Genomic DNA, 21367 nt, shown 5'->3' on the forward strand with positions numbered 1-21367 from the left:
CCCCCGGAAAGTGATCGCTTTCCGGGGGCCTCCTGCGGTGCGTCAGACCTGGACGCGGTCGGCGACGACCTTGGCCAGCTTCGCCAGCGCCTCGTCCTTGGGGATGCCGTTCTCCTGGGAACCGTCGCGGTAGCGGAAGGAGACGGTGCCCGCCGCCATGTCCTCGTCACCGACGATGATCATGAACGGGACCTTGAGCTTCTGGTGGTTGCGGATCTTCTTCTGCATCCGGTCGGAGGAGGCGTCCACCTCGACCCGCAGGCCCTGCTTCTTCGCCGCGGCGGCGAACTCCTGGAGGTACTCGACGTGACCGTCGCCGATCGGGATGCCGACCGCCTGGACCGGGGCCAGCCACGGCGGCATGGCGCCCGCGTAGTGCTCCAGCAGCACCGCGAAGAACCGCTCGATCGAGCCGAACAGCGCACGGTGGATCATGACCGGGCGCTGGCGGGAGCCGTCGGCCGCGGTGTACTCCAGGTCGAAGCGCTCCGGCAGGTTGAAGTCGAGCTGCACGGTCGACATCTGCCAGGTGCGGCCGATGGCGTCGCGCGCCTGCACGGAGATCTTCGGGCCGTAGAAGGCCGCGCCGCCCGGGTCGGGGGTCAGCGGGAGGCCCTGCTTCTCGGCGACCTGCTGGAGGACCGCGGTGGCCTCCTCCCAGACCTCGTCCGAGCCGACGAACTTCTCCGGGTCCTTGGTGGACAGCTCCAGGTAGAAGTCGGTCAGACCGTAGTCGCGCAGCAGGTTCAGCACGAAGGTGAGGGTGCGGTCGAGCTCCTCGGCCATCTGCTCACGGGTGCAGTAGATGTGCGCGTCGTCCTGGGTGAAGCCGCGGGCCCGGGTCAGGCCGTGGACCACGCCGGACTTCTCGTACCGGTACACGGTGCCGAACTCGAACAGGCGCAGCGGCAGCTCACGGTAGGAACGCCCGCGCGCGTCGAAGATCAGGTTGTGCATCGGGCAGTTCATGGGCTTGAGGTAGTAGTCGGTACCACCGTCGAGCTGCATGGGGGGGTACATGCCCTCCGCGTACCAGTCCAGGTGGCCGCTCTTCTCGAAGAGGGCGCCCTTGGTGGCGTGCGGGGAGTAGACGAACTCGTAGCCCTCCTCCTCGTGCCGGCGGCGCGAGTAGTCCTCCATGGTCCGGCGGATGATGCCGCCGCGCGGGTGGAAGACGGCGAGGCCGGAGCCGATCTCGTCCGGGACGGAGAAGAGGTCCAGCTCGTTGCCGAGCTTGCGGTGGTCGCGCTTCTCGGCCTCGGCGAGGAAGTCGAGGTGGGCCTTCAGCTCCTCCTTCGACGGCCACGCGGTGCCGTAGATGCGCTGGAGCATCGGGTTCTTCTCGCTGCCGCGCCAGTAGGCGGCCGCGTTGCGCATCAGCTTGAACGCCGGGATGTTGCGGGTGGTGGGCAGGTGGGGACCGCGGCAGAGGTCCTTCCAGCACAGCTCGCCGGTCTTGGCGTCCAGGTTGTCGTAGATGGTCAGCTCGCCGCCGCCCACCTCGACGTCCGCGCCGTCGTCGGAGGACGCGGAGCCCTTGATGCCGATGAGCTCCAGCTTGTAGGGCTCGTCCGCGAGCTCCTCGCGGGCCGCCTCGTCGGAGACCACGCGGCGGGCGAACTTCTGGCCCCGCTTCTGGATCTCCTGCATCTTCTTCTCGATGGTCTTCAGATCATCGGGGGTGAAGGGCTTGGCCACGTCGAAGTCGTAGTAGAAGCCGTCGCGGACCGGCGGGCCGATGCCCAGCTTGGCCTCGGGGAAGAGCTCCTGCACGGCCTGCGCCATGACGTGCGCGGTCGAGTGGCGCAGGATGTTCAGGCCGTCCTCGGAGGAGATCTCCACCGGCTCGACGGTCTCGCCGTCGCGGACCTCGTAGGAGAGGTCCTTCAGCTCGCCCGCGACGCGTGCGGCGATGACGGTGCGCTCGGCGGCGAACAGCTCGGCCGCCGTAGTGCCCGTGGCCACCACGCGCTCGTCCCGCTCGGAATCGCGTTGGATGATCACACGGACGTCTGACACCGGTCTCTCCTGAACTCTGGGGGCCCTTCCCGGCGGCAGCCGGGCGGGGAGGGCGCCGGTGGTTCCGGCGCGTGTGAATCGTACCGAGCCGAGCGGCCGCGCCGCTAAACGGTTGTGCCCGGCCGCCCCGGTGGCGCTCCCCGCGGGCCCGGCCGGGGAGGTGCGCACATGCCGGCGCGGGCCGCCGGGGGCGCGGGTAGCGTGGCCGGGTCGTGCCCGCCGCGCCCCGAAGGGACCCTCCTCATGCCGAGCCCCCGCATCCGTCCGCTGGACCTGACCGACGGGGCGACCGCCGCCGCCGTGCACCGGGTCGGGCTGGCCGCGTACGCCGTGGAGGCGGAGCTGATCGGCTTCGACGGGATCCCCGCGCTGGCCGAGGGCCTGGAGGAGATGCGGGGGCGGGCGCTGGACTGGCTGGGGGCGGTGGAGCCGGACGGGGGCATCGCCGGGTTCCTGGCCTGGGAGGAGACGGCGGCGGACGGCCCGGTGGGCATCGACCGGCTGTGCGTGGACCCCGCCCGGTTCCGCCGGGGCGTGGCCTCGCTGCTGCTGCGGCACGCGCTGGAGGAGCTGTTCCAGGGCCGGGTGGTGGAGGTGGCCACGGGCGCGGACAACGCCCCGGCAGTGGCCCTGTACGAGCGTCTGGGCTTCGTCCGGGGCGCCGACTTCTCCCCGGTCCCCGGCCTGCGGATGGCCTCGTTCACGCACGGGGCGTAGCCCGCCGCCGGCCCCCTCCCCGCGCTGCCGCCCGGGACCCGGCGGGTCCCGTCGGCGGGCGTGCGGAACCGGTCGGCTGGCGGGTGCGTCCCAGGGGCGCCCGAAGCAGGACCGTCCCGGGGGATCGAGGGATCATGCGCCGTACCGCCGTCACGCTCGCCGGTCTGACCGCCGCCGCCACCGCACTGCTCGCCGGCTGCGGGACCTCCGCCACCGGCCCGGCGGCCCCCGCACCGCTCCCGCCGTCCGCGACGGCGGCCGCCGCCTGTCCGGTCCCCGACCGCGCGGCGCCCGCCGCCCCGCCCACCACGGTCGACGGGACGCCCGCGAACACCCCTGAGGCAGTGCGCCTGTCGCAGGCGGTCGGGGAACAGGGCCGGGGCGCCTTCGCCGACGTCTACGGGACCCAGATCACCGACCACCCGGCCGGCCGGGTCGCGCTGTGCGTCACCGACCTCGGCCGGGGCAGGCTGCTCCTGGAGGCCGCCCGGAAGGCCGGTCCCGGGGTCGACCCGGGCCGCGCGGACCTCTACCTCAGCCGCTACACCCGGCGTGCGCTGGCCGAGGGCGTGGCCCGGCTCACCGCCGACCGGGGCCGCCCGGCGTTCCCGCTCTACAGCTTCTCCCCGGCACGGGACGCCTCCGGGATCCTGGTGACGAGCACCGCCGAGGGCGCCGCCTCGAAGGACCTGAAGGCCCGCCTGGAGCAGCTCACCGGCGGCATCCCCGTCACCGTCGAGCGGGGCGACCCCCTCACGCCCGCGGTGGGCGGCCCGGCCGCGGACGCCGGCGACCCGGCCCCTTAGGGCCCCGACCCCGCCCGGTCGCGCGCGTTCAATCGTCGGACGGGAGGACGTCCTCGGGGTCGAAGGCGGCGTCCAGGGACTTCATCAGCCGGTCGCGCTCCACCTCGTCCAGCGGGACCGGCACCACGTCCGAGGCGTCGGACAGCCGGCGGAAGCCGCCCCGCCGCGACAGCCGGCCGCTGATCCGGACCGGCAGCCCCGCCAGGTGGGCGTGGACGGCGATCCGGTACGCCTCCTCCCCGAGCGCGGCCCGTACGTACGGGACCTCCGCGCCGGCCAGGACCCGCAGCCGGACCGTCCCGCCGCCGCCGGACGCGGCCCGGCGCATCCGCACCACGGCCCCCGCGAGCCGGACCGGGACGGCCGGCTCGGCCCGGGTGTAGCGGGCGGATGCCTCGCGGAGCACGGGCAGGTCGCCGGGCGAGAACTCCACCGGCTCCGGCCGCGCCGCGCACCCGGCCGGAACCCCCGCGGCGGGGGCCCAGGCCAGCGCGATCCGGGCGCCCTCGGACCCCTGGACGAGGGCGATCAGCGCGTCGGCGAGCTCGCGGCTGACGCCCGCCGCGACGGCCGCGTCGAAGGCCTCCATGCCGCCGGTGGCCCGCTGGTAGTCCACCGCCTCGCGGGCCGCGTGCAACGCGTGGTGCAGCCGCGTCACCAGGCCCCGGCCGCCGTCCACCGGTACGTACGCGGCGAGCCGGCGCCCGTCCGGGCCGGGTCCCACCAGGACCCCCTCCAGGGCCCGTTCGGCCTGGACGCGGTGGCGGGCCCCGTAGTAGCCGGCGCGGGCGCGCTCGGCGAGGGCGCCGGCCAGCAGCAGCCGGCGGGCCGCCGAGCGCAGCCGCTCCTGCGCGGTCCAGGCGGCCCCGCCCCGGAACCCGTACGGCGCCTCGGGGACCTCGCGCTCCCACCGGACCTCGTCGCCGGGCACGCTCAGCCCGAACAGCACCTCCCGCGCCGAGGGCAGGCCGCTGCGGGACAGGGCGGTCAGGGCCTCCTCCAGCAGGTCGGCGCAGTCGGGGAAGGTCCGGGACTCGGGGACGAGCAGGCTGGTGCCCCCTTGCCCCGGCGGGGTCCAGCGCCCGTACCGGCCCGCCGCCCCGCCCCGGCGCAGCCAGCCGTGCCGGTGCAGCAGCGCGCCGAGGACCTGGGGGTCGACCAGTGCGGGATCGGGGACGCCGTGGACGGCCGGCCCCACGGGCGGCAGCGGGAGCGGTTCGAGGCGCGGTGGGTAGCGGTCCATCAGGGTGTCCCTCCCGACCCGACCCGGGTCATGATCTCGCACAGCGCCCGGTCGTCGAAGATCCGCGTGGTCGGGATCCGTACGGTGGTCCGGCGCCGGCCGGTCACCGGGTGCCCGGCGAGGTTGGTCCAGTAGCAGCAGTGCCGCAGGTCGAGCCGGTCGTGCCCGGCGCTCAGCCAGTGCTCCCGCTCCCGGGGCACGAGCATCACGACGAGGATCTTGTGCACGGCGACCGGGGTGCGGGCGAGCTTCACGAGGTGCTCGTTGTCGAGGGTGAAGCCGAAGGTGGGACCGGCCGGCCGCGGCGGTACCTGGTAGGTCGCCTTCAGCTGCACCTTGATGGTGACCTCGTCGTCGACGGTGTGTTCGGGCGCGCCGTGGCTGACGTGCCAGTCGATGCCGTTGTCCGGGAACGGCTGGGACAGCGAGCAGCCGGCGGCGGCCGCGACGGCGTGCAGGTATCCCACTTGGAGGGTCTCCATGCAGGCGGTGGTGGCGAGCGTGCCGCGCAGCGGACCGGTCCTCGCTCCGGTGTCCGCGTCCAGCACCCCGCCCGGTTCGGGCTGCGCGAGCGCCATGGCCGGCTCCCCATGCCTTCCGGGCTCTGCCGTGCGTGTGGTGGTGGGTGGTGCGGGGTGACGGGCGGTCACGTGTACGACCCCCCAGGGGTGTTGTCTCCGCACCCGGCTCGCCGCAAACGGCGTACGGGGCAAACAGCCCGGGTATCACGGAATCGGCGGGGGCGGCAGGTCCCGGGGCGCTGGCGCCCGGTACGCCCCATCTGCCGATCGGGGACGAGGAGTTCGCCATGACACGCTGGTACGAGGGGCCGCTGGCCGCCTTCGACACGGAGACCACCGGGGTGGACGTCGAGCAGGACCGGATCGTGTCCGCCGCGCTCGTCGTGCAGGAGTGTGCGGGCGGCCGGGTCCGCGCCACGCGCTGGCTGGTCAATCCCGGCATCCCGGTGCCCAGGGGCGCCACGGAAGTACACGGCCTGACCGACGAGCACCTCCAGCGGCACGGCCGCTGGCCGGCTCCGGTGGTGGAGGAGATAGCCCGTGCGCTGGGCGAGCAGCAGGTGGCGGGCCGGCCGGTGGTGGTGATGAACGCGCCGTTCGACCTGACGCTGCTGGACCGGGAGTTGCGCCGGCACCGGGCGTCGACGCTCGCCCGGTACCTGGACGACCGGCCGCTGACGGTGCTGGACCCGCGGGTGCTGGACAAGCACCTCGACCGCTACCGCAAGGGCCGCCGGACGCTGACGGACCTGTGCGCGCACTACGGGATAGAGCTGGAGGGGGCGCACGACGCCTCGGCGGACGCGATGGCCTCGCTGGAGCTCGTACGGGCGGTGGGGCGCCGGTTCGCGGCGCGGCTGGAGCGGCTGACTCCGGCGGAGCTGCACCAGCTCCAGGCGGTGTGGCACGCGGCGCAGGCGCGCGGGCTCCAGGCGTGGTTCGCCCGGCAGGGCACTCCGGAGGCGGTGGATCCGCACTGGCCGCTGCGGCCGGAGGTCCCGGCGGCGGCCTGAGCGGGCGGCGCGCAGGGGGCCGGGAAGCGGCCCCGGAATGCGGAAGGCCGGTCCGTCATCAGACGGACCGGCCTGTCCCGGTGGGCGATACTGGGATCGAACCAGTGACCCCTTCGGTGTGAACGAAGTGCTCTCCCGCTGAGCTAATCGCCCGGGAACGCACTGAACAATACAAGAGCCCCGGGGTCTGTTCAAACCGCTTCGGGCGGGGCGGTCAGGCGGGCGGCGAGGCCGCGCCGTCCGGCTCGCATCATCAGCGCGTGGTTGAGCCGCAGTACGGGCCGCCCGGCGAACGAGAACCGCCGCAGCAGCGGGGCCCGCACCTCGGCCTCCTGCTCGTAGACGGCCCGGGTGCGGCCGGCGGCGGGCCCGCCCCGCGGGCGCACGGTCCACCGGGCCCAGCCGTCGAGGTCCCCGCCGAGCGCCACTTCCAGGACGCCCCGGGAGGGGTCGCGGAGCAGGCCGGTGAGGGTGACGCGGATCTCGTAGGGCAGGACGGAGCGGATCACCGCGGTCCCGGAGTGCCCGTCGGCCCCTGCGACCCGGCGGACCTGGGGCCACCAGCCGGGGTAGTGCCCGGGGTCCTCCAGCAGGGAGTAGACGAGGGCGGGCGGGGCGTCGAGGTCCCACACGCTGCGGAAGCGGTAGTGCGTCCAGCGGGCCATGGCTCCAGTCTGGCCCGCCGCGCGCCGGCGCGGGGCGGTTTCCCGCGAAGGCCCCCGGGACGGGGAGGCCGGGATGCGAAGGGGGCGGTGTGCGTACTCAGGGGCGATCTGAGTACGCACGCCCATGTCCTGACGGCGTGACGGGCGCCACACTCCGGCTATGGACACCCCTCTGCCGCCGGCCCGGGAGCTGGCGCTCATCGATGCCGAGCTGGCCCGACTGGACGCCCGGCGGCTGCACTTGCTGGCCCGCCGGGACTGGCTGCTGCGACTGCTGTGGCCGTCGGGCCCGACGCCGGCGGGGACGGCGGCGGGGGCGCAGGGCTGGGGGACGGCGGCGGGTGCCTTCGGGCCGCCGGCCGCGCCGTTCGCCCCGGTCGGCGGCCTTCCCGCCGCCGCGGCCCCTCGTGCCGCCGCCGCGAAGCCGGGTGTCCAGAACGTGCTGCTGGTGCTGGGCGCGGTGCTGCTGGCGGTGGCCGCGCTGGCCTTCACCCTGGTCAGCTGGGGTTCCCTGGGCATCGGGGGGCGCAGCGCGGTGCTGGCCGTGGTGACGGTCGCGGCGCTGGCGGCGCCGGCGGCGCTGCTGCGGCGGGGGCTGCGTTCGACGGCCGAGTCGGTCGCGGGGCTGGCGCTGGCGCTGACGGTGCTGGACGCGTACGCGCTGCACGCGGTCGCCCTGCCGGACAGTGGCGGCGCGGCCTACGCGGCGGGGGCGGCCGCGGCGCTGGCGGCACTCTGGGCGGGGCACGGCGCGGTGGTGCGCGGGCTGCGGACGGCGCCGCTCGCCGCGGTGGGGGCGGCGCAGCTGCCGTTGCCGCTGGCGGCGGCCGCGGCGGGGGCCGGCCCGACGGGGGCCGGCTGGGCGCTGCTGGCGACGGCCGCGCTGGACGCCGTGCTCGCGGCGGCGGTGGCGCGGCGGGCGGTGCGGGTGGCCGCGTGGGTGTGCGCGGGGGTACTGGGCGGGTCGGCGCTGGCGGTGGGGCTGGCGGGTTCCCTGGTGGAACCCGGGGCGGCCGGTCCGGCGCTGCTGCTGGCGGCGGGGGCCGTGCTGGGCGTGGCGGTGGCCTGGCGGGAGCCGCGCGCTTCGGCGGCCGCGGTCGCGGGGGGTCTGGCGGCGGTGTCGGCGGTGGGTGCGCCGGTTGCGGCCGGGCCGGGTTCCGTGTGGTGGCCGGTGGCGGTGCGGGTGGCGGCGGGGCTCGCGCTGGTGGCGGTGGTACGGGTGGACGCGCTCCCGGAGCCGGTGCGGCGGGGGCTGGCCCGGGCCGGCGCGGTGGTGGCCGCCCTGGCCGCGCTGGCGGGGCTGCCGGCGGTGCTGTGGCTGCTGGTGTCGCGGCCGGCGTCGTCAGCCGCGGCGGGGCCGCATCCGGAGGATCCGGTGGCGGGACTCGCGGTGGCCCTCCTCCTGGCGGCCGGGGCCTTCGCCCTCCTCCCCCGCATCCGCCCGTCCGGGGCCGCGCCCTCCGGTGCCGCGCGCGGGAACGCCCGGGCCCCCTCGGGCGCGCCGGCCGCGGCCGGCGGCCCCGAGGGGGCCGGAGGCCGGCGGGACGTCACGGGGATGCCGGGGCGGGAGGCCGCGGCCGGAACCCGGCGGGACGTCTCCGGGGTGCCGGGGTGGGTAGCTGCGGCGGTGGCGGTGGTGTGCGGGTGGGCCGGGCTGTTCGCGGCGTCGGCGTCGGCGGGGCTGCCGGTGGCGGCGGGGCTCGCGGCGCAGGTGGTGCTGGTGGCGGCGGCCGGGGCGGTGGCCCTGCGGGCCGCGGGGCCGGCCGTGGCGTGGGCGGCCGGCGGGTGCGCGGCGGTGGGGGCCTTCGGGGTCTCCCTGGCGGCGCTGGACGGCCGTGTGGCCACCGTCGCGGTGTTCGCGGTGCTGGGTGCCGGGGCCGCGCTGGGAGCGGCGTACGGGGGCGCCCGGGCGGCGCTGCGGGGCGCCGGTGCGGTGGGGGCCGTCGGGTACGCGGCGGCGACGGTGGTGGCGCTGGGCGCGCTTGCGGGCGCGGCACCCGCCTGGACGGGGGTGGGGGTGCTCGCCGCCGCGTCGGCGGTGGTGGCCCTCGGGCCCCGGCTGGGCACGGTGCGCCTGCCGGCGGAGGTCGCGGCGGCGGGGGCGGGAGTGCTCGCCCTGGCCCTGACGGCCGGGGACGCGCCGGTGTCGGCCCTGGTGCTGGGGCTGGGCGGGGCGGTCTGCGCGGCGGGGGCGCTGCGGACCGACCGGCGGGGGCTGGGCTGGGCGGCGGGGCCGCTGGGGGTGGCGGCGGTCTGGGTGCGGCTGGGGGCGTCGGGGGTGGCGGTGCCGGAGGCGTACGCGCTGCCGGTGACGGCGCTCGCCCTGGCGGTGGGCCTGGTGCGCCGCCGCCGGGATCCGCGGGCCTCCTCCTGGGTCGCCTACGGGCCGGGGCTGGCTGCGACGATGCTGCCGAGCCTGGTGGCCGTCTGGGGCGACCCGTACTGGCCGCGGCCGCTGCTGCTGGGCCTGGGGGCGCTCGCGGTGACGCTGGCGGGGGTGCACCGGCGGCTCCAGGCGCCGCTGCTGCTGGGCGCGGTGGTGCTGGCGGGGGTGGCGGTGCACGAGCTGGCCCCGTACGTGGTGCAGGTCGCGGGTCTGCTGCCGCGCTGGGTGCCGCCCGCGCTGGCGGGGCTGCTGCTGCTGGCGGTGGGGGCGACGTACGAGAGCCGGCTGCGGGAGGCCCGCAGGCTCCGCGCGGCCCTCGCCCGGCTCCGCTGAGGGGCCGACGCCGGGAAACGGCGGAGGCCCCGGAGATTCTCTGGAATCTCCGGGGCCTCTGCTCCGGGTGGGCGATACTGGGATCGAACCAGTGACCCCTTCGGTGTGAACGAAGTGCTCTCCCGCTGAGCTAATCGCCCGGGCACACCGCAAACATTACCGCATGTCAGCGGTGCTCCATGACCACCCCCGGACGATCACTGGTCCTTGAGGTGCCACGGCAGGGTGAGGCCGTACTTCCACAGGTAGACGCCGATCAGCGCGCCCGCGATGGCCAGGCCGACGCTGGTGAGGATGATGTTGCGGCGCCGGACCTTCGGGTCGAGGGCCTTCTGCGCGGCCTCGGTGACCTTGCACTTGGTCCAGCGCAGGACCAGGTTGGCCCAGGCGAACTCGGTGGCCCAGATCGCCAGGCCGGCGAAGATCGCGACCCAGCCCGGTCCGGGCAGGACGAGCATCGCGATGCCGGCGCCGATGACGACCAGGCCGACGACGAAGACGCCGACCTGCCAGCTCAGGTGCAGGCTGCGGTTGGCCTTGATGAAGGCGGGCGCCTTCGAGACGTGCGGCGCCTCTTCGGCGGTTGTCCCGGCCGTAGCGGATTCGTTGGTTCCGCGATCACTCCCCGTATTCATGGCGCCGAATCTACCGGAGCCGGAAGCACACGTGAATGCCGGTTTGGATCCGCCGTCCGAGGGACCCAGAGGTCCGCAAAACGGTCAGAGGGGTTTACAACGGCACCGTAGGTGGCATGTCGATTTCGCCGACGTGCGAATCCCCGAGCGCACACTGAGCGAAAGGCCCTGGCGCTTATGAACACCACGGTCAGCTGCGAGCTGCACCTGCGCCTCGTTGTGTCGAGCGAGTCCTCACTGCCTGTTCCGGCGGGCCTGCGGTATGACACGGCCGATCCCTACGCCGTGCACGCCACCTTCCACACCGGCGCCGAGGAGACGGTCGAATGGGTGTTCGCCCGCGACCTCCTCGCTGAGGGCCTCCACCGGCCTACCGGTACCGGCGACGTCCGCGTCTGGCCGTCCCGCAGCCACGGCCAGGGCGTCGTCTGCATCGCCCTGAGCTCACCGGAGGGAGAAGCGCTGCTGGAAGCACCCGCACGAGCCCTCGAGTCGTTCCTGAAGCGCACGGATGCGGCGGTCCCGCCCGGGACCGAGCACCGGCACTTCGACCTCGACAAGGAGCTCTCCCACATCCTGGCCGAAAGCTGAGCCAGACCCCCAGCCGCCCGGCACCGTCCGACTCGGGGCGACGGTGCCGCACGGACAACCCCATACGGCAGGACCGGCGCTGTCCCCGCGGGAGCCACCCGCGGGGGCGGCGCCGGTGTGCTGACCGGGCGCCCTGTTGACGCCAACCGCTAGAGTCGGCCCCCACGGCGGCGGCAGCGGCCCGTCGCCGCCAGGCCGGCCTCCAGGGAGCGACCCCCTTGCAGATCCCCCACGACACCCGTCGCGCGCTCGACGTCGTCGTCGCGCTGGTCAACACCGCGGCCGAGCCGGGCCGGCCCGACGGGCTGGCCGACGTCACCGCGCTGCACGGCTTCGTCAAGGAGCACGCGATCAGCGACGTCGGCGAGCTGGGCTCCCGCGACCTCACCGGGGTCCGGACGGTGCGGGACAAGTTCGCGCAGGTCTTCGCCGCACCGAGCTCCCGTGCGGCGGCCGCGCTGATCAACGAGCTGGTGGCCACGGCCGGCACGACCCCGCAGCTGACCGACCACGACGGCTACGACTGGCACGTGCACTACTTCGCGCCGGGGGCGTCGGTGGGCGACCACCTGGCGGCCGACGGCGGCATGGCGCTGGCCTTCATCGTGGTCTCCGGAGAGCAGGAGCGGCTGCGCCGCTGCGAGGCCCCGGACTGCCGGCGGGCCTTCGTGGACCTCTCGCGCAACCGCTCGCGCCGCTACTGCGACAGCCGGACCTGCGGGAACCGGCTGCACGTGGCCGCGTACCGGGCCCGCCGCAAGGGCGCCGACAGCCACCCGGAGGGTTCCGGCTCAGAGCAGGTAGAGATCGTGCACGGCGGCGAGCAGCAGTAGGACCCCGATCACCGCCAGGAAGATCATCAGCGGCGGCTGGGAAAGGGCGAAGAGACAACCGCGCGCTTCGGGGGATCCGGGAGGCGCGGGGGCCAGGGCGACGGGGGCCTCGGCAACGGGGACGGGAGCCGGCGGCTCACCCTGCGATGTGTCGAGCATGTCGGGGTGATGATCGCGCAGCCGACCCCCCGAACGCCCCGAACACGCCATGAATCATGCGGTAGTTCGCCGTCTCTCCCCACTTCGGGTGGTTTCCCCGGGCTTCTCCCGCCCCACGGCGGTCCGGTGCGCTAGGGGCTGTGGAGCCGGGTGGGGGCCCGGCTCAGATGCCGTGCTTCTTCAGGATGGCCTCGATGTCGGAGAAGTCCTCGGCCGGGGCGCCCTGCGGCCTCGCGGCGGGCCCGGTGGCCCCGCCGCCCAGGGCGGGCGCGGAGGCGGCGGGGGCGACGGCCCCCGGCCCCTTCCCGGAGGCGCCCGCGCCGCGGCGCTCGACGGCCCGGGTGGTCGCGAGCAGCACCCACGACAGGGCGAGCAGCCCGAAGCCGATCCACACGGCCGGCTGGAAGACGATCCCGGACAGCCACTCCACCACCCCGGTCAGCACCAGGCCCAGGGGCACCAGCGCGTACGCGGTGATCCGCGCGGCCTTCAGGAAGCGCCTGCGGTACGCGGTCACGGCGGCGATGCCCAGGCCCGCCGCGGACACCGCGCAACAGATGGTCTCGGCGAGCATGCGGTCCTCCGGCGGGCTGCGATGGGCGGTCTGTCCCTATCCATCCTGCACCGGCCACCGCCGTCGCGGCCATGGCCACGGCCCCGCGCGGCCCGATCTCCGGGACATCTCGGGGTCGCTCCTCCTCCCCGGGTGCCCCCGGGGGGTCTGGGAGACTGTCCGCATGACCGATTCCGTGATCCTCGACGTCTGGTGCGAACTCCAGTGCCCGGACTGCCACAGCGCCCTGGACGACGTACGCGCCCTGAGGGCCCGCTACGGCGACCGGCTGGACATCCGGCTGCGCCACTTCCCGCTGGAGAAGCACAAGCACGCCTTCGCCGCCGCGCAGGCCGCCGAGGAGGCCCTGGAGCAGGGGCAGGGCTGGCCGTACGCGGAGGCGGTGCTGTCCAGGACGGCCGAGCTCGGCGAGCGCGGCGAGGCCGTGCTGCTGGACGTGGCCCGCGAACTGGGGCTGGACGCCGAGGAGTTCGACACCGCCCTGATCGACGGCCGGCACATCCTGATCGTCGACGCCGACCAGGCCGAGGGCAAGGCCATCGGCGTGACCGGCACCCCGACCTACGTGATCGACGGGCAGCGCCTGGACGGCGGCAAGAGCCAGGAGGGCCTGCGCGCCCGCATCGAGGAGATCGCCGACCGCCTGCTCGCCGCCGGCTGACTCAGAGGAGCTCCTTGGCGTAGTTGACCCGGGTGGTCCGGTAGCCGAGGGACTCGTACAGCCGCAGGGCCGGGACGTTGCCGGCGAACACGTGCAGCGCCAGCACGCGGTGGCCCTGCGCGATCGCCGTGCGCTCCGCCAGGAGCATCAGGTCCCGGCCGTAGCCGCGGCCCCGGTGCTCCTCGGCCACCGCGACGTCGTACACGTACGCCCCCGCGCCCTCCTCCCCGGCCGGCGCGAGCCACAGGTGTCCGACCGGGGTCCCGGCCGCCTCCAGGACCGCGAAGGTGGCACCGGGGGTGTCCAGGCCCCGCGGGAGCTGAGCGTCGTGGTCGGCCTCAGATTTGGCCCGCGCGGCCTCCGGGCCCATGCCGCGGGCCGCCCAGGTGGCCGCGTACTCCTCGCGGGCCCGGACGTTCCACGCGTCGTACTCGGCCCGCGTCATCGGGCGGCCCCGCACCCCCTCGGAGAGGGCCGGCGGGCCGTCCGGGAGCTCCTTGGCCATGTTCCGGCCGGATTCCGCGTAGCCGAGGGCCGCGGCGAGCCGCAGGCCGCCCGGGGAGTCGGCCGGGACCGAGATCCGCACCCGGCGGCAGCCCCAGCCGCGCAGCACCTCCTCGGCGGCCAGCGCGGCGACCGTGGCCCGGCCGCGGCGGCGGTCCGGCTCGTCGACGGCCAGGTCGCGGATCTCCCCCACCGTCGGACCGAAGGGCGTGTCGGCGGCGATCACGAGGGCCCCGACGCGCCTGCTGTTGACCCGGACCTCGTACGGGCGCGAGCGCGCGCCGGCCTCGCTCTGCTGAAGCGGCCCGCTCGGCCGCAGGGTGGTGGTCATCCGTCGAGTTCTACCCTCCGCGCGCCGGTGTCACCACGGTGCGCGGGGGCTCACGGGTCGAGGTCGGACGCGGCGCGCTCCTCGAAGACCCGCACGGCCTTGGCCGTGACGGGGCCGGGCGCGGGCGCCAGGGTGCGCCCGTCGACGCGGTGGACGGCCTGGACGTCGCGCAGGGTGGAGGTCAGGAAGACCTCCTCGGCCCGCTCCAGCACGTCGAGGGGCAGGTCGCTCTCGTGCGCCCCGGTCCATTCGACGGCCAGCGCGCGGGTGATGCCGGCGAGGCAGCCGGAGGCCACGGGCGGGGTGTGGAGCTCCCCGTCGAGGACGACGAAGACGTTGGAGCCGGTGCCCTCGCAGAGCTGCCCGAGGGTGTTGGCGAAGAGGGCCTCGGACGCCCCCTCCCGGTGCGCCCGCGCGAGGGCCACCACGTTCTCGGCGTACGAGGTGGTCTTCAGGCCGGCCAGCGGGGAGCGCTCGTTGCGGACCCAGGGGACGGTGATCACGGCCGTGGTGTCGGGCCGGCGGGCGGTCTCGCCGACGGCGACGACGAGCGTGGGGCCGGTCTCGCCGCGGTCGGAGCCGAGCGGCGACGGGCCGCCGGTGTAGGTGATCCGCAGCCGGCCGAGCGGCATCGGGTTGGCCTCCAGGACGGCGGCGCAGGCGCGGCGGACCTCGTCGAGGTCGGGGTCGGGCAGGCCGAGCCCCCGGGCGGAGCGGGTGAGCCGCTCCAGGTGCCGGGTGAGGGCGAAGAGGGTGCCGTTCTCGGCCTTGAGCGTCTCGAAGACCCCGTCGCCCACCGTCAGCCCGTGGTCGAGGACGGACACCTTCGCGTCGTCGGCGTCCCGCAGCGTTCCGTCGAGCCAGATCCTCACCGTACGGTTCCTCCACTCAGGTCGTGCGTCGTCTCGTCGGCACCCGGCGCGGGCCCCTCCGAGGCCAGGGCGAGCAGCCGGGCGGCCTTCAGCTCGGTCTCGGCCCACTCCCGCTCGGGGTCGGAGCCCCAGGTGATGCCCGCACCGGTGCCGAAGCTCAGGCGGGGGCCTCCGGGGGCCTCGCGGTCGATCCAGAAGGTGCGGATGCCGACGGCGAGCGAGGCGGTGCCCCGGTCGGCGTCCACCCAGCCGATGCCCCCACAGTAGGGGCCGCGCGGGGCCGTCTCCAGCTCTTCGATGATCCGCAGGGCGGAGGACTTGGGCGCGCCGGTCACGGAGCCGGGAGGGAAGGTGGCGTCGAGCAGTTCGGGCCAGCCGGCGCCCTCGGCGAGCTCGCCGGCGACCGTGGAGACCAGGTGGACCAGGCCGGGGTGCTCCTCCAGGGCGCACAGCTCGGGGACGGTGACGGAGCCGGTGGCGCAGACGCGGCCCAGGTCGTTGCGGACGAGGTCCACGATCATCACGTTCTCGGCGTGGTCCTTGGGCAGCAGGTCGGCCGCGGTGCGGCCGGTTCCCTTGATCGGCCCGGACTCGACGCGGCGGCCGGCCCGGCGCAGGAAGAGCTCCGGGGAGGCGGTGGCGATCTCCACGCCGTGGGCGCGGAGCCGAATCGTTCCTGCGTAGGGGGCGGGGTTGCCGCGCGCGAGGAGGGCGGTCAGGGCGTCCACGTCGGCGGCGGCCGGGTCGGGCAGCGGCGCGGAGACCACGCGGCAGAGGTTGGCCTGGTAGACCTCCCCCGCCGCGATGTACTCGCGGATCCTGCGGACGCCCGCGACGTACGCGGAGCGGTCCAGGGAGGAGGACCAGCGGTCGGCGGCGGGTCCGCGCCAGGCGCCGGGGACGGGTGCGGGCACCGGGTCGGGGCGTATGTCCCCGAAGCGCGCGCAGATCAGCCGGCCCTCGAAGTCCGCGCTCACCACCCAGAACCCGGTGGAGTCGAGGGCGGTGGGGTCGCTGGTGACGTCTCGGAGGTCGGTCGCGAGGAGGCCGCCGAAGCGGGCCAGGGGAGGCAGGTCGTGCACGGCTGCGAGTCTATGACCGGTGGCGCGATGCCGCCGGTGAGGTGACCGGCGGGTGACCTCTGGTGATCGGGTCGGCAGCACGCTGCGGAAACGCGTTTTTGAGCTGGCCCGGGAATCCGCTAGAGTTCAACACGTCGCCAGGGAGCGAAGGGGAAAAACCCCGGAGCGAACACGGTGACACTGCGGACGTAGCTCAGTTGGTAGAGCACCACCTTGCCAAGGTGGATGTCGCGAGTTCGAGTCTCGTCGTCCGCTCTGAGTGGGGGATCTTCCCGAGACCCCGCACACTCCGAGGTGGAGTGGCCGAGAGGCGAGGCAACGGCCTGCAAAGCCGTCTACACGGGTTCAAATCCCGTCTCCACCTCCAAGGACGATTAGCTCAGCGGGAGAGCGCTTCCCTGACACGGAAGAGGTCACTGGTTCAATCCCAGTATCGTCCACTGGTCCGAAAGGACCTGGTCCGCAAGGATCCCCGCGCGATTAGCTCAGCGGGAGAGCGCTTCCCTGACACGGAAGAGGTCACTGGTTCAATCCCAGTATCGCGCACGCAGTATCAGCAGCACCTGTTTGACCTGCGGTTCTTTACCGCAGCCCGCGCGATTAGCTCAGCGGGAGAGCGCTTCCCTGACACGGAAGAGGTCACTGGTTCAATCCCAGTATCGCGCACCGCAACCGGGAGCCCCGGCCGTCCAGACGGCCGGGGCTCCCGTGCGTGTACGGCGTGCGGGGACGTGGAAAAGGGTGTTGCCCGTCCGGCTCCCCAGCCGTACGGGCAACACCCTTCAACTGCCGTCCGCCGCTCCCCCGTCCCCACGGGGTTCGACAGGCCGATGTCCCGGTCCGGGCCGCTCTCCCGGACCCGGGGCGCCGCTCAGCGCCCCAGCATCACGCCCACGGACGACGCCTGCGCCGCCACCTGATCGAAACCTCCGAAGAGGAAGAGCAGGAGGGCGGCCAGGGGGAGCACCATGGCCGCGGCCACCAGCGGGTGGCGCGTACCGGACTGATGGCCGTCGAACGCGAACAGCTTGCGTCCCTGCCGTGCGGTGTCCGCCATGGTCCTCTCCCTGTCGTCTGGCAGCGGCGGGCCGGTGACCTCGGGGGACGAGTGCGCCACCCGCCGCTCGTCTTCAACACTAGGTGTCGGGGCCGCCGCCGGCCTCATGCCCTCGTACCCATTGCCGGGCCTCCGGGAGGATGACGCGGGCGCCCCGGGCCTACTCCCCTGGGTGGAGATCCCCGCCGCCCGCTGGGGGTCATCCCGGAGGGGATGACCGGAGGGTAGTGACTTCGCTCACTTCCGTCACTCCCCGCGCACGCGTGTCCTCGTACGGGGTGTTGGCGGGCCCGGTCCCAAACCACTGCCCCTCCGTCCTTGCCGTGGGCGGCCGCAGGGGGCCTGACGAGGCCAATCCCCTTGCCCCGAAGGCCCCTTGGGGAGGCCGCCCGGGGTCCCCCGAACGGGGGCCGTACGGGCCGACACACCCTCAAGTGGCGTGCCGCGCACTGACGATCGAATCTCCCGACGAGGGCGCGGCCTCTGAGCACCGGTGCCGGATGGTCCGTAAGCTGTGCCAGGTCAGCAGGACGACCGTCAGCGGGGTGGACATGGCGATGATGCGGCTCCGGCGCGAGGATCCGCGTGTCGTCGGCTCCTTCAGACTGCACCGGCGGCTCGGTGCCGGCGGCATGGGCGTCGTCTACCTGGGCTCCGACCGGCGCGGCCAGCGCGTCGCCCTCAAGGTGATCCGGCCCGACCTGGCCGAGGACCAGGAGTTCCGCTCCCGGTTCGCCCGCGAGGTGTCCGCCGCCCGGCGGATCCGCGGCGGGTGCACCGCCCGGCTGGTGGCCGCGGACCTGGAGGCCGAGCGCCCCTGGTTCGCCACCCAGTACGTGCCCGGCCCCTCGCTGCACGACAAGGTCGCCGAGGAAGGCCCCCTGACGGCCGCGCAGATCGCCGCCATCGGCGCCGCGCTGTCCGAGGGGCTGGTCGCCGTCCACGAGGCCGGGGTCGTCCACCGGGACCTGAAGCCGTCGAACATCCTGCTGTCGCCCAAGGGGCCGCGGATCATCGACTTCGGCATCGCGTGGGCCACGGGGGCCAGCACCCTGACCCACGTCGGCACCGCGGTGGGCTCCCCCGGCTTCCTCGCGCCCGAGCAGGTGCGCGGCGCCGCCGTCACCCCGGCCACCGACGTGTTCTCCCTCGGCGCCACCCTCGCCTACGCCGCGATGGGCGACTCGCCCTTCGGGCACGGCAGTTCCGAGGTCATGCTGTACCGGGTGGTGCACGAGGAGCCGCACCTGGTCGGGGTCCCCGACGCGCTGGCCCCGCTGGTGCGGGCCTGCCTCGCCAAGGACCCCGAGGAACGGCCGAGCACGCTCCAGCTGTCGATGCGGCTCAAGGAGATCGCCGCCCGCGAGGCCCAGGGGCTGGGCGACGTCCGCCCGCCGGCCCAGCGGGCCCGGGTCGAGCGGACCACGGGCCGGCTGCCCGAGCGGGCCGCCGGGTACGCGGGGCAGGACACCGAGCGTCGCACCGGCGGCCGCACCCCCGCCGAACGCCCCGCGGACCGCGCCGGCGACCGGCCGGGGGGCACCACCCCCGCGCCCCGGCCGCAGGGGCCCCACAGCGGGTCCCGCCCGAGGCCGTCGGGCCCCCGCAACCCGGGGTCGACGGCGGGCCGCACCGGAAGCCGTACCGGGGGCCGCACGGGGCCGCGCACGACCGGCACGGGGCGGCGTCCCTCCCGGCCGGACCCGAAGCTGCTGCGGCAGCGGCTGATCGTGTTCGTCGTCGTGACCCTGCTGGTGGCGCTGGGGATCGCGCTCGCGCAGAAGCTGTGACGGGGACGGCGGAGGGGCGCCCTGCCGTGCGGCAGGGCGTCCCTCCGTCGCTCCGGGCGGCCCGCTAGGAGCGTCCGCCGCCCGCGACCGCGTAGAAGGCCACGGCCGCGGCCGCACCCACGTTGAGCGAGTCCACCCCGTGCGCCATGGGGATCCGCACCCATTCGTCGGCGGCGACCAGCGCCTGCGTCGACAGGCCGTCGCCCTCGGCGCCCAGCATCAGCGCCACCCGCTCCAGGGTGTGCGGGGCCGCCACGTCGATCGGAGAGGCCTTCTCGTGCGGGGTGAGGGCGAGGAGCTTGAAGCCCGCCTCCCGGACGCCGTCCAGGCTCTTGGGCCATGCCTCCAGGCGGGCGTAGGGGACGGAGAACACCGCACCCATCGACACCTTCACCGAGCGGCGGTAGAGCGGGTCCGCGCAGTCCGGCGACAGCAGCACCGCGTCCATGCCCAGGGCGGCGGCGCTGCGGAAGATGGCACCGATGTTGGTGTGGTCGTTGACCGCCTCCATCACGGCCACCCGGCGGGCCGACGCCAGCAGCTCCTGCGCCGTGGGCAGCGGCTTGCGCTGCATCGAGGCGAGGGCGCCCCGGTGCACGTGGTAGCCGGTGACCCGCTCGGCGAGGTCCGGGCTCACCGCGTAGACGGGGGCCGGGATCTCGTCGATGACGTCGCGCATGACGTCCACCCACTTGGCGGAGAGCAGCATCGAGCGCATCTCGTACCCGGCGTCCTTGGCCCGCCGGATGACCTTCTCGCCCTCGGCGATGAACAGGCCCTCGGCGGGCTCGCGGCGCCGTCTCAGCTCTACGTCGGTCAGGCCGGTGTAGTCGCGCAGGCGCGGGTCGTCGGGGTCTTCGATGGTGATGAGATCAGCCACAGGGTGATACTGCCTTGTCCTGGGTGTGGTGCCAACGGCCTGTCAGGCGCCGGCGGTGGGAAGCTCGCCGGGGACGTGCACGCCGACCACGTCACCGATGACGATGACGGCCGGCGGGCGGACCTCCTCGGCACGGACGGTCTCGCCGACCGTGGCCAGGGTGGCGTCCACCCGGCGCTGGGTGGCGGTGGTGCCCTCCTGGATGACCGCCACCGGGGTGTCGGCGGAACGGCCGTGCTTGACCAGGGCCTCGGCGATCAGCCCGATCTTGTCGACGCCCATCAGGACGACCAGGGTGCCGGTGAGCCTGGCCAGCGCCGCCCAGTCCACGAGGGAGCGCGGGTCGTCGGGGCCGACGTGGCCGCTGACCACCGTGAACTCGTGCGCCACGCCGCGGTGGGTGACGGGGATCCCGGCGGCGCTGGGCACCGAGATGGAGCTGGAGATGCCCGGTACGACCGTGCAGGGGATGCCGTGCTCGGCGAGGGCCTGGAGCTCCTCCATGCCGCGCCCGAAGACGTACGGATCGCCGCCCTTGAGCCGGACGACGGCCTTGCCGGCCTTGGCGTGCTCGATGAGGGCGTTGTTGATGGCCTCCTGGGCCATGAAGCGGCCGTACGGGATCTTCGCGGCGTCGATGACCTCGACGTGCGGCGGGAGCTCGTCGAGCAGGTCGCGGGGGCCGAGCCGGTCGGCGATCACCACGTCCGCCTCGGCGAGCAGGCGCCGGCCGCGCACGGTGATCAGGTCCGGGTCGCCCGGGCCGCCGCCGACGAGGGCGACGCCGGGGGTGTGCGGGCGGGCGGCGGTGAGGGAGCCGTCGCGCAGCCCCTCGACGACGGCGTCGCGCACGGCGGCCGAGCGGCGCGGGTCGTTGCCGCTGAGCACGGCCACCGTGACGCCCTCGACCCGGCCGGTCGCCGGGGTCCAGGCGGTCGCCGCCTCGGCGTCGTCGGCCCGCACGCACCAGACCCGCTTGGCCTCGGCCTCGGCGGAGGCGCGGTCGTTGGCCTCCCGGTCCCGGGTGGCGATCAGGGCGTACCAGGCGCCGTCGAGGTCGCCGTCCTGGTAGCGGCGCCGCTCCCAGCGGATCTCCCCGGTCTCGGCCATCGCGTCCACCGAGGGGGTCGCGGAGGGGGACACCAGCAGGACGTCCGCACCGGCGGCGACGAGGGCGGGCAGGCGGCGCTGGGCGACCTGGCCACCGCCGATGACGACGACGCGGCGCCCGGTCAGGCGCAGTCCTACGGGGTAGGCGGGGTGTGCCGGGTTTCCCATGGCGGTTGCGGCTCCTGATGCGGCGGGTGTGTTCGGCGGGCCGCTGCTGCGCTGGAGCGGCTGACGGACCGTGCGGGCGCCCGTCCGGCACCACGATACGACCCATAGCCGCTGGTGGTACCTGCGGGGGCGAAGTTTGGCGGGGCGGTGGGGGGTGGTGGCGGCGGGGGTCGCGGCGAGCGCCGCGGCGCGGCCACCATCGCCCCCGGGTGCGGGTCGGCGGGTCCGGCGGGTCCGGGAGCGCTGCTCCACCGGGCGGCGACCGGTCGTCGGGCGGGACCGGGGAGGCCGGGACCTCGGCGGGGCGGTCTCAGGGAGGGTCGGGGGTTTCCCGCCAGTCTCATCGTCCTTCCGCGTCGGGCCGGCCTGTCAAGGGCGCTCCCTTCGGTCGCGTCGCTGCGCGATGGCCTTCGGCCA

The 21367-nt window shown here is 75.0% G+C and carries 21 protein-coding genes and 7 tRNA genes; 13 read left to right on the top strand and 15 right to left on the bottom strand.

Going from position 1 to position 21367, the window contains the following annotated elements; all coding sequences use genetic code 11:
• Positions 1 to 42: 42 nt before the first annotated feature.
• Positions 43 to 2019, bottom strand: coding sequence for a threonine--tRNA ligase (gene thrS, locus ACIRBY_RS36065; RefSeq protein ID WP_403908796.1), 1977 nt, complete (start codon positions 2017 to 2019; stop codon positions 43 to 45).
• A gap of 243 nt (positions 2020 to 2262) precedes the next feature.
• Between thrS and ACIRBY_RS36070 the strand changes: the two genes are divergently transcribed.
• Both ACIRBY_RS36070 and ACIRBY_RS36075 read left to right on the top strand, forming a co-directional pair.
• Positions 2263 to 2736, top strand: a complete 474-nt coding sequence (locus ACIRBY_RS36070; protein ID WP_403908799.1) for a GNAT family N-acetyltransferase — start codon at positions 2263 to 2265, stop codon at positions 2734 to 2736.
• A 134-nt stretch (positions 2737 to 2870) separates the two neighbouring features.
• The gene (locus tag ACIRBY_RS36075; RefSeq protein WP_403908802.1) at positions 2871 to 3542 is read left to right on the top strand and encodes a hypothetical protein; all 672 of its coding nucleotides are present in this window, start codon (positions 2871 to 2873) and stop codon (positions 3540 to 3542) included.
• A gap of 28 nt (positions 3543 to 3570) precedes the next feature.
• Here the strand turns inward: ACIRBY_RS36075 and ACIRBY_RS36080 are convergent, their stop codons facing one another.
• Positions 3571 to 4785 (bottom strand): hypothetical protein, encoded by a 1215-nt coding sequence (locus ACIRBY_RS36080; protein ID WP_403908805.1) that lies wholly within the window; start codon positions 4783 to 4785, stop codon positions 3571 to 3573.
• On the bottom strand, positions 4785 to 5363 hold the full coding sequence (locus ACIRBY_RS36085) for a DUF4365 domain-containing protein (RefSeq protein ID WP_403908808.1): 579 nt from the start codon (positions 5361 to 5363) through the stop codon (positions 4785 to 4787). Before ACIRBY_RS36085 ends, ACIRBY_RS36080 begins: the two co-directional genes overlap by 1 nt.
• A 230-nt stretch (positions 5364 to 5593) precedes the next feature.
• On the opposite strand from ACIRBY_RS36085, the gene ACIRBY_RS36090 reads away from it, so the two are divergent.
• Complete coding sequence (locus ACIRBY_RS36090; protein WP_403908811.1) at positions 5594 to 6319, top strand: 3'-5' exonuclease; 726 nt, start codon at positions 5594 to 5596, stop codon at positions 6317 to 6319.
• An 81-nt stretch (positions 6320 to 6400) separates the two neighbouring features.
• Here the strand turns inward: ACIRBY_RS36090 and ACIRBY_RS36095 are convergent.
• Together ACIRBY_RS36095 and ACIRBY_RS36100 are read right to left on the bottom strand one after the other, a co-directional pair.
• Positions 6401 to 6472: transfer RNA gene (locus tag ACIRBY_RS36095), tRNA-Val, on the bottom strand.
• A gap of 38 nt (positions 6473 to 6510) precedes the next feature.
• The gene (locus ACIRBY_RS36100) at positions 6511 to 6984 is read right to left on the bottom strand and encodes an SRPBCC family protein (RefSeq protein ID WP_403908814.1); all 474 of its coding nucleotides are present in this window, start codon (positions 6982 to 6984) and stop codon (positions 6511 to 6513) included.
• A 160-nt stretch (positions 6985 to 7144) separates the two neighbouring features.
• On the opposite strand from ACIRBY_RS36100, the gene ACIRBY_RS36105 reads away from it, so the two are divergent.
• Positions 7145 to 9703 (top strand): SCO7613 C-terminal domain-containing membrane protein, encoded by a 2559-nt coding sequence (locus ACIRBY_RS36105; RefSeq protein ID WP_403908817.1) that lies wholly within the window; start codon positions 7145 to 7147, stop codon positions 9701 to 9703.
• A gap of 68 nt (positions 9704 to 9771) precedes the next feature.
• Here ACIRBY_RS36105 and ACIRBY_RS36110 read toward each other — a convergent pair.
• Positions 9772 to 9843, bottom strand: a tRNA-Val gene (locus ACIRBY_RS36110).
• 57 nt (positions 9844 to 9900) lie between these two features.
• A complete protein-coding gene (locus tag ACIRBY_RS36115) occupies positions 9901 to 10338 on the bottom strand; it encodes a TIGR02611 family protein (RefSeq protein WP_403908820.1) in 438 nt (145 codons plus the stop codon).
• 177 nt (positions 10339 to 10515) lie between these two features.
• Here ACIRBY_RS36115 and ACIRBY_RS36120 point away from each other — a divergent pair, with 177 nt between their 5' ends.
• Together ACIRBY_RS36120 and ACIRBY_RS36125 are read left to right on the top strand one after the other, a co-directional pair.
• Positions 10516 to 10929, top strand: a complete 414-nt coding sequence (locus ACIRBY_RS36120) for an SsgA family sporulation/cell division regulator (RefSeq protein WP_030011909.1) — start codon at positions 10516 to 10518, stop codon at positions 10927 to 10929.
• Positions 10930 to 11147: 218 nt separating this feature from the next.
• Positions 11148 to 11762: a CGNR zinc finger domain-containing protein gene (locus tag ACIRBY_RS36125; RefSeq protein WP_403908823.1), complete on the top strand. Its 615-nt coding sequence runs from the start codon at positions 11148 to 11150 to the stop codon at positions 11760 to 11762.
• Here ACIRBY_RS36125 and ACIRBY_RS36130 read toward each other — a convergent pair.
• Both ACIRBY_RS36130 and ACIRBY_RS36135 read right to left on the bottom strand, forming a co-directional pair.
• Positions 11721 to 11921, bottom strand: a complete 201-nt coding sequence (locus tag ACIRBY_RS36130; protein ID WP_366454309.1) for a hypothetical protein — start codon at positions 11919 to 11921, stop codon at positions 11721 to 11723. The genes ACIRBY_RS36125 and ACIRBY_RS36130 overlap by 42 nt on opposite strands.
• A 163-nt stretch (positions 11922 to 12084) precedes the next feature.
• The gene (locus ACIRBY_RS36135) at positions 12085 to 12495 is read right to left on the bottom strand and encodes a hypothetical protein (protein WP_403908826.1); all 411 of its coding nucleotides are present in this window, start codon (positions 12493 to 12495) and stop codon (positions 12085 to 12087) included.
• 163 nt (positions 12496 to 12658) lie between these two features.
• On the opposite strand from ACIRBY_RS36135, the gene ACIRBY_RS36140 reads away from it, so the two are divergent.
• Entirely contained in the window at positions 12659 to 13156 is a 498-nt protein-coding gene (locus ACIRBY_RS36140; RefSeq protein WP_403908829.1) for a DsbA family protein, read from the top strand.
• 1 nt (position 13157) lies between these two features.
• On the opposite strand, the gene ACIRBY_RS36145 is transcribed toward ACIRBY_RS36140, so the two are convergent.
• The 3 genes from ACIRBY_RS36145 to ACIRBY_RS36155 are packed head-to-tail and all read right to left on the bottom strand — an operon-like array spanning position 13158 to position 15945.
• Positions 13158 to 13991, bottom strand: a complete 834-nt coding sequence (locus ACIRBY_RS36145; RefSeq protein WP_403908832.1) for a GNAT family N-acetyltransferase — start codon at positions 13989 to 13991, stop codon at positions 13158 to 13160.
• A gap of 50 nt (positions 13992 to 14041) precedes the next feature.
• Positions 14042 to 14863 (bottom strand): aminotransferase class IV, encoded by an 822-nt coding sequence (locus tag ACIRBY_RS36150; RefSeq protein ID WP_403908835.1) that lies wholly within the window; start codon positions 14861 to 14863, stop codon positions 14042 to 14044.
• Entirely contained in the window at positions 14860 to 15945 is a 1086-nt protein-coding gene (locus ACIRBY_RS36155; protein ID WP_403908838.1) for a chorismate-binding protein, read from the bottom strand. Before ACIRBY_RS36155 ends, ACIRBY_RS36150 begins: the two co-directional genes overlap by 4 nt.
• A 182-nt stretch (positions 15946 to 16127) precedes the next feature.
• Between ACIRBY_RS36155 and ACIRBY_RS36160 the strand changes: the two genes are divergently transcribed.
• From ACIRBY_RS36160 to ACIRBY_RS36180, 5 genes are all read left to right on the top strand, one after another.
• A tRNA-Gly gene (locus ACIRBY_RS36160) sits at positions 16128 to 16200 on the top strand.
• Positions 16201 to 16238: 38 nt separating this feature from the next.
• Positions 16239 to 16312 (top strand) — tRNA-Cys (locus tag ACIRBY_RS36165).
• A 1-nt stretch (position 16313) separates the two neighbouring features.
• A tRNA-Val gene (locus ACIRBY_RS36170) sits at positions 16314 to 16385 on the top strand.
• 34 nt (positions 16386 to 16419) lie between these two features.
• Positions 16420 to 16491: transfer RNA gene (locus tag ACIRBY_RS36175), tRNA-Val, on the top strand.
• A 48-nt stretch (positions 16492 to 16539) separates the two neighbouring features.
• Positions 16540 to 16611, top strand: a tRNA-Val gene (locus ACIRBY_RS36180).
• A 205-nt stretch (positions 16612 to 16816) separates the two neighbouring features.
• On the opposite strand, the gene ACIRBY_RS36185 is transcribed toward ACIRBY_RS36180, so the two are convergent.
• A complete protein-coding gene (locus ACIRBY_RS36185; protein ID WP_403908841.1) occupies positions 16817 to 17002 on the bottom strand; it encodes a hypothetical protein in 186 nt (61 codons plus the stop codon).
• Between the two features lie 551 nt (positions 17003 to 17553).
• Between ACIRBY_RS36185 and ACIRBY_RS36190 the strand changes: the two genes are divergently transcribed.
• On the top strand, positions 17554 to 18792 hold the full coding sequence (locus ACIRBY_RS36190) for a protein kinase (RefSeq protein WP_403908851.1): 1239 nt from the start codon (positions 17554 to 17556) through the stop codon (positions 18790 to 18792).
• A 64-nt stretch (positions 18793 to 18856) separates the two neighbouring features.
• On the opposite strand, the gene ACIRBY_RS36195 is transcribed toward ACIRBY_RS36190, so the two are convergent.
• Both ACIRBY_RS36195 and cobA read right to left on the bottom strand, forming a co-directional pair.
• Positions 18857 to 19672 carry a TrmH family RNA methyltransferase gene (locus ACIRBY_RS36195; protein ID WP_403908844.1) on the bottom strand — a complete coding sequence of 272 codons (816 nt, stop codon included), beginning with the start codon at positions 19670 to 19672 and terminating at the stop codon, positions 18857 to 18859.
• A gap of 42 nt (positions 19673 to 19714) precedes the next feature.
• The gene (gene cobA / locus ACIRBY_RS36200; RefSeq protein ID WP_366454315.1) at positions 19715 to 20950 is read right to left on the bottom strand and encodes a uroporphyrinogen-III C-methyltransferase; all 1236 of its coding nucleotides are present in this window, start codon (positions 20948 to 20950) and stop codon (positions 19715 to 19717) included.
• Positions 20951 to 21367: the final 417 nt, after the last annotated feature.

This window comes from Streptomyces sp. NPDC096136, assembly GCF_044763325.1.
GTDB lineage: Bacteria > Actinomycetota > Actinomycetes > Streptomycetales > Streptomycetaceae > Streptomyces.

Excerpts from the sequence above, each read along its gene's own strand:
- ACIRBY_RS36070 (WP_403908799.1), top strand. The coding sequence starts at position 2,263 with ATGCCGAGCCCCCGCATCCGTCCGCTGGACCTGACCGACGGGGCGACC.
- ACIRBY_RS36075 (WP_403908802.1), top strand. The coding sequence starts at position 2,871 with ATGCGCCGTACCGCCGTCACGCTCGCCGGTCTGACCGCCGCCGCCACC.
- ACIRBY_RS36080 (WP_403908805.1), bottom strand. The coding sequence starts at position 4,785 with ATGGACCGCTACCCACCGCGCCTCGAACCGCTCCCGCTGCCGCCCGTG.
- ACIRBY_RS36085 (WP_403908808.1), bottom strand. The coding sequence starts at position 5,363 with ATGGCGCTCGCGCAGCCCGAACCGGGCGGGGTGCTGGACGCGGACACC.
- ACIRBY_RS36090 (WP_403908811.1), top strand. The coding sequence starts at position 5,594 with ATGACACGCTGGTACGAGGGGCCGCTGGCCGCCTTCGACACGGAGACC.
- ACIRBY_RS36100 (WP_403908814.1), bottom strand. The coding sequence starts at position 6,984 with ATGGCCCGCTGGACGCACTACCGCTTCCGCAGCGTGTGGGACCTCGAC.
- ACIRBY_RS36105 (WP_403908817.1), top strand. The coding sequence starts at position 7,145 with ATGGACACCCCTCTGCCGCCGGCCCGGGAGCTGGCGCTCATCGATGCC.
- ACIRBY_RS36115 (WP_403908820.1), bottom strand. The coding sequence starts at position 10,338 with ATGAATACGGGGAGTGATCGCGGAACCAACGAATCCGCTACGGCCGGG.
- ACIRBY_RS36120 (WP_030011909.1), top strand. The coding sequence starts at position 10,516 with ATGAACACCACGGTCAGCTGCGAGCTGCACCTGCGCCTCGTTGTGTCG.
- ACIRBY_RS36130 (WP_366454309.1), bottom strand. The coding sequence starts at position 11,921 with ATGCTCGACACATCGCAGGGTGAGCCGCCGGCTCCCGTCCCCGTTGCC.
- ACIRBY_RS36135 (WP_403908826.1), bottom strand. The coding sequence starts at position 12,495 with ATGCTCGCCGAGACCATCTGTTGCGCGGTGTCCGCGGCGGGCCTGGGC.
- ACIRBY_RS36140 (WP_403908829.1), top strand. The coding sequence starts at position 12,659 with ATGACCGATTCCGTGATCCTCGACGTCTGGTGCGAACTCCAGTGCCCG.
- ACIRBY_RS36145 (WP_403908832.1), bottom strand. The coding sequence starts at position 13,991 with ATGACCACCACCCTGCGGCCGAGCGGGCCGCTTCAGCAGAGCGAGGCC.
- ACIRBY_RS36185 (WP_403908841.1), bottom strand. The coding sequence starts at position 17,002 with ATGGCGGACACCGCACGGCAGGGACGCAAGCTGTTCGCGTTCGACGGC.
- ACIRBY_RS36190 (WP_403908851.1), top strand. The coding sequence starts at position 17,554 with ATGGCGATGATGCGGCTCCGGCGCGAGGATCCGCGTGTCGTCGGCTCC.
- cobA (WP_366454315.1), bottom strand. The coding sequence starts at position 20,950 with ATGGGAAACCCGGCACACCCCGCCTACCCCGTAGGACTGCGCCTGACC.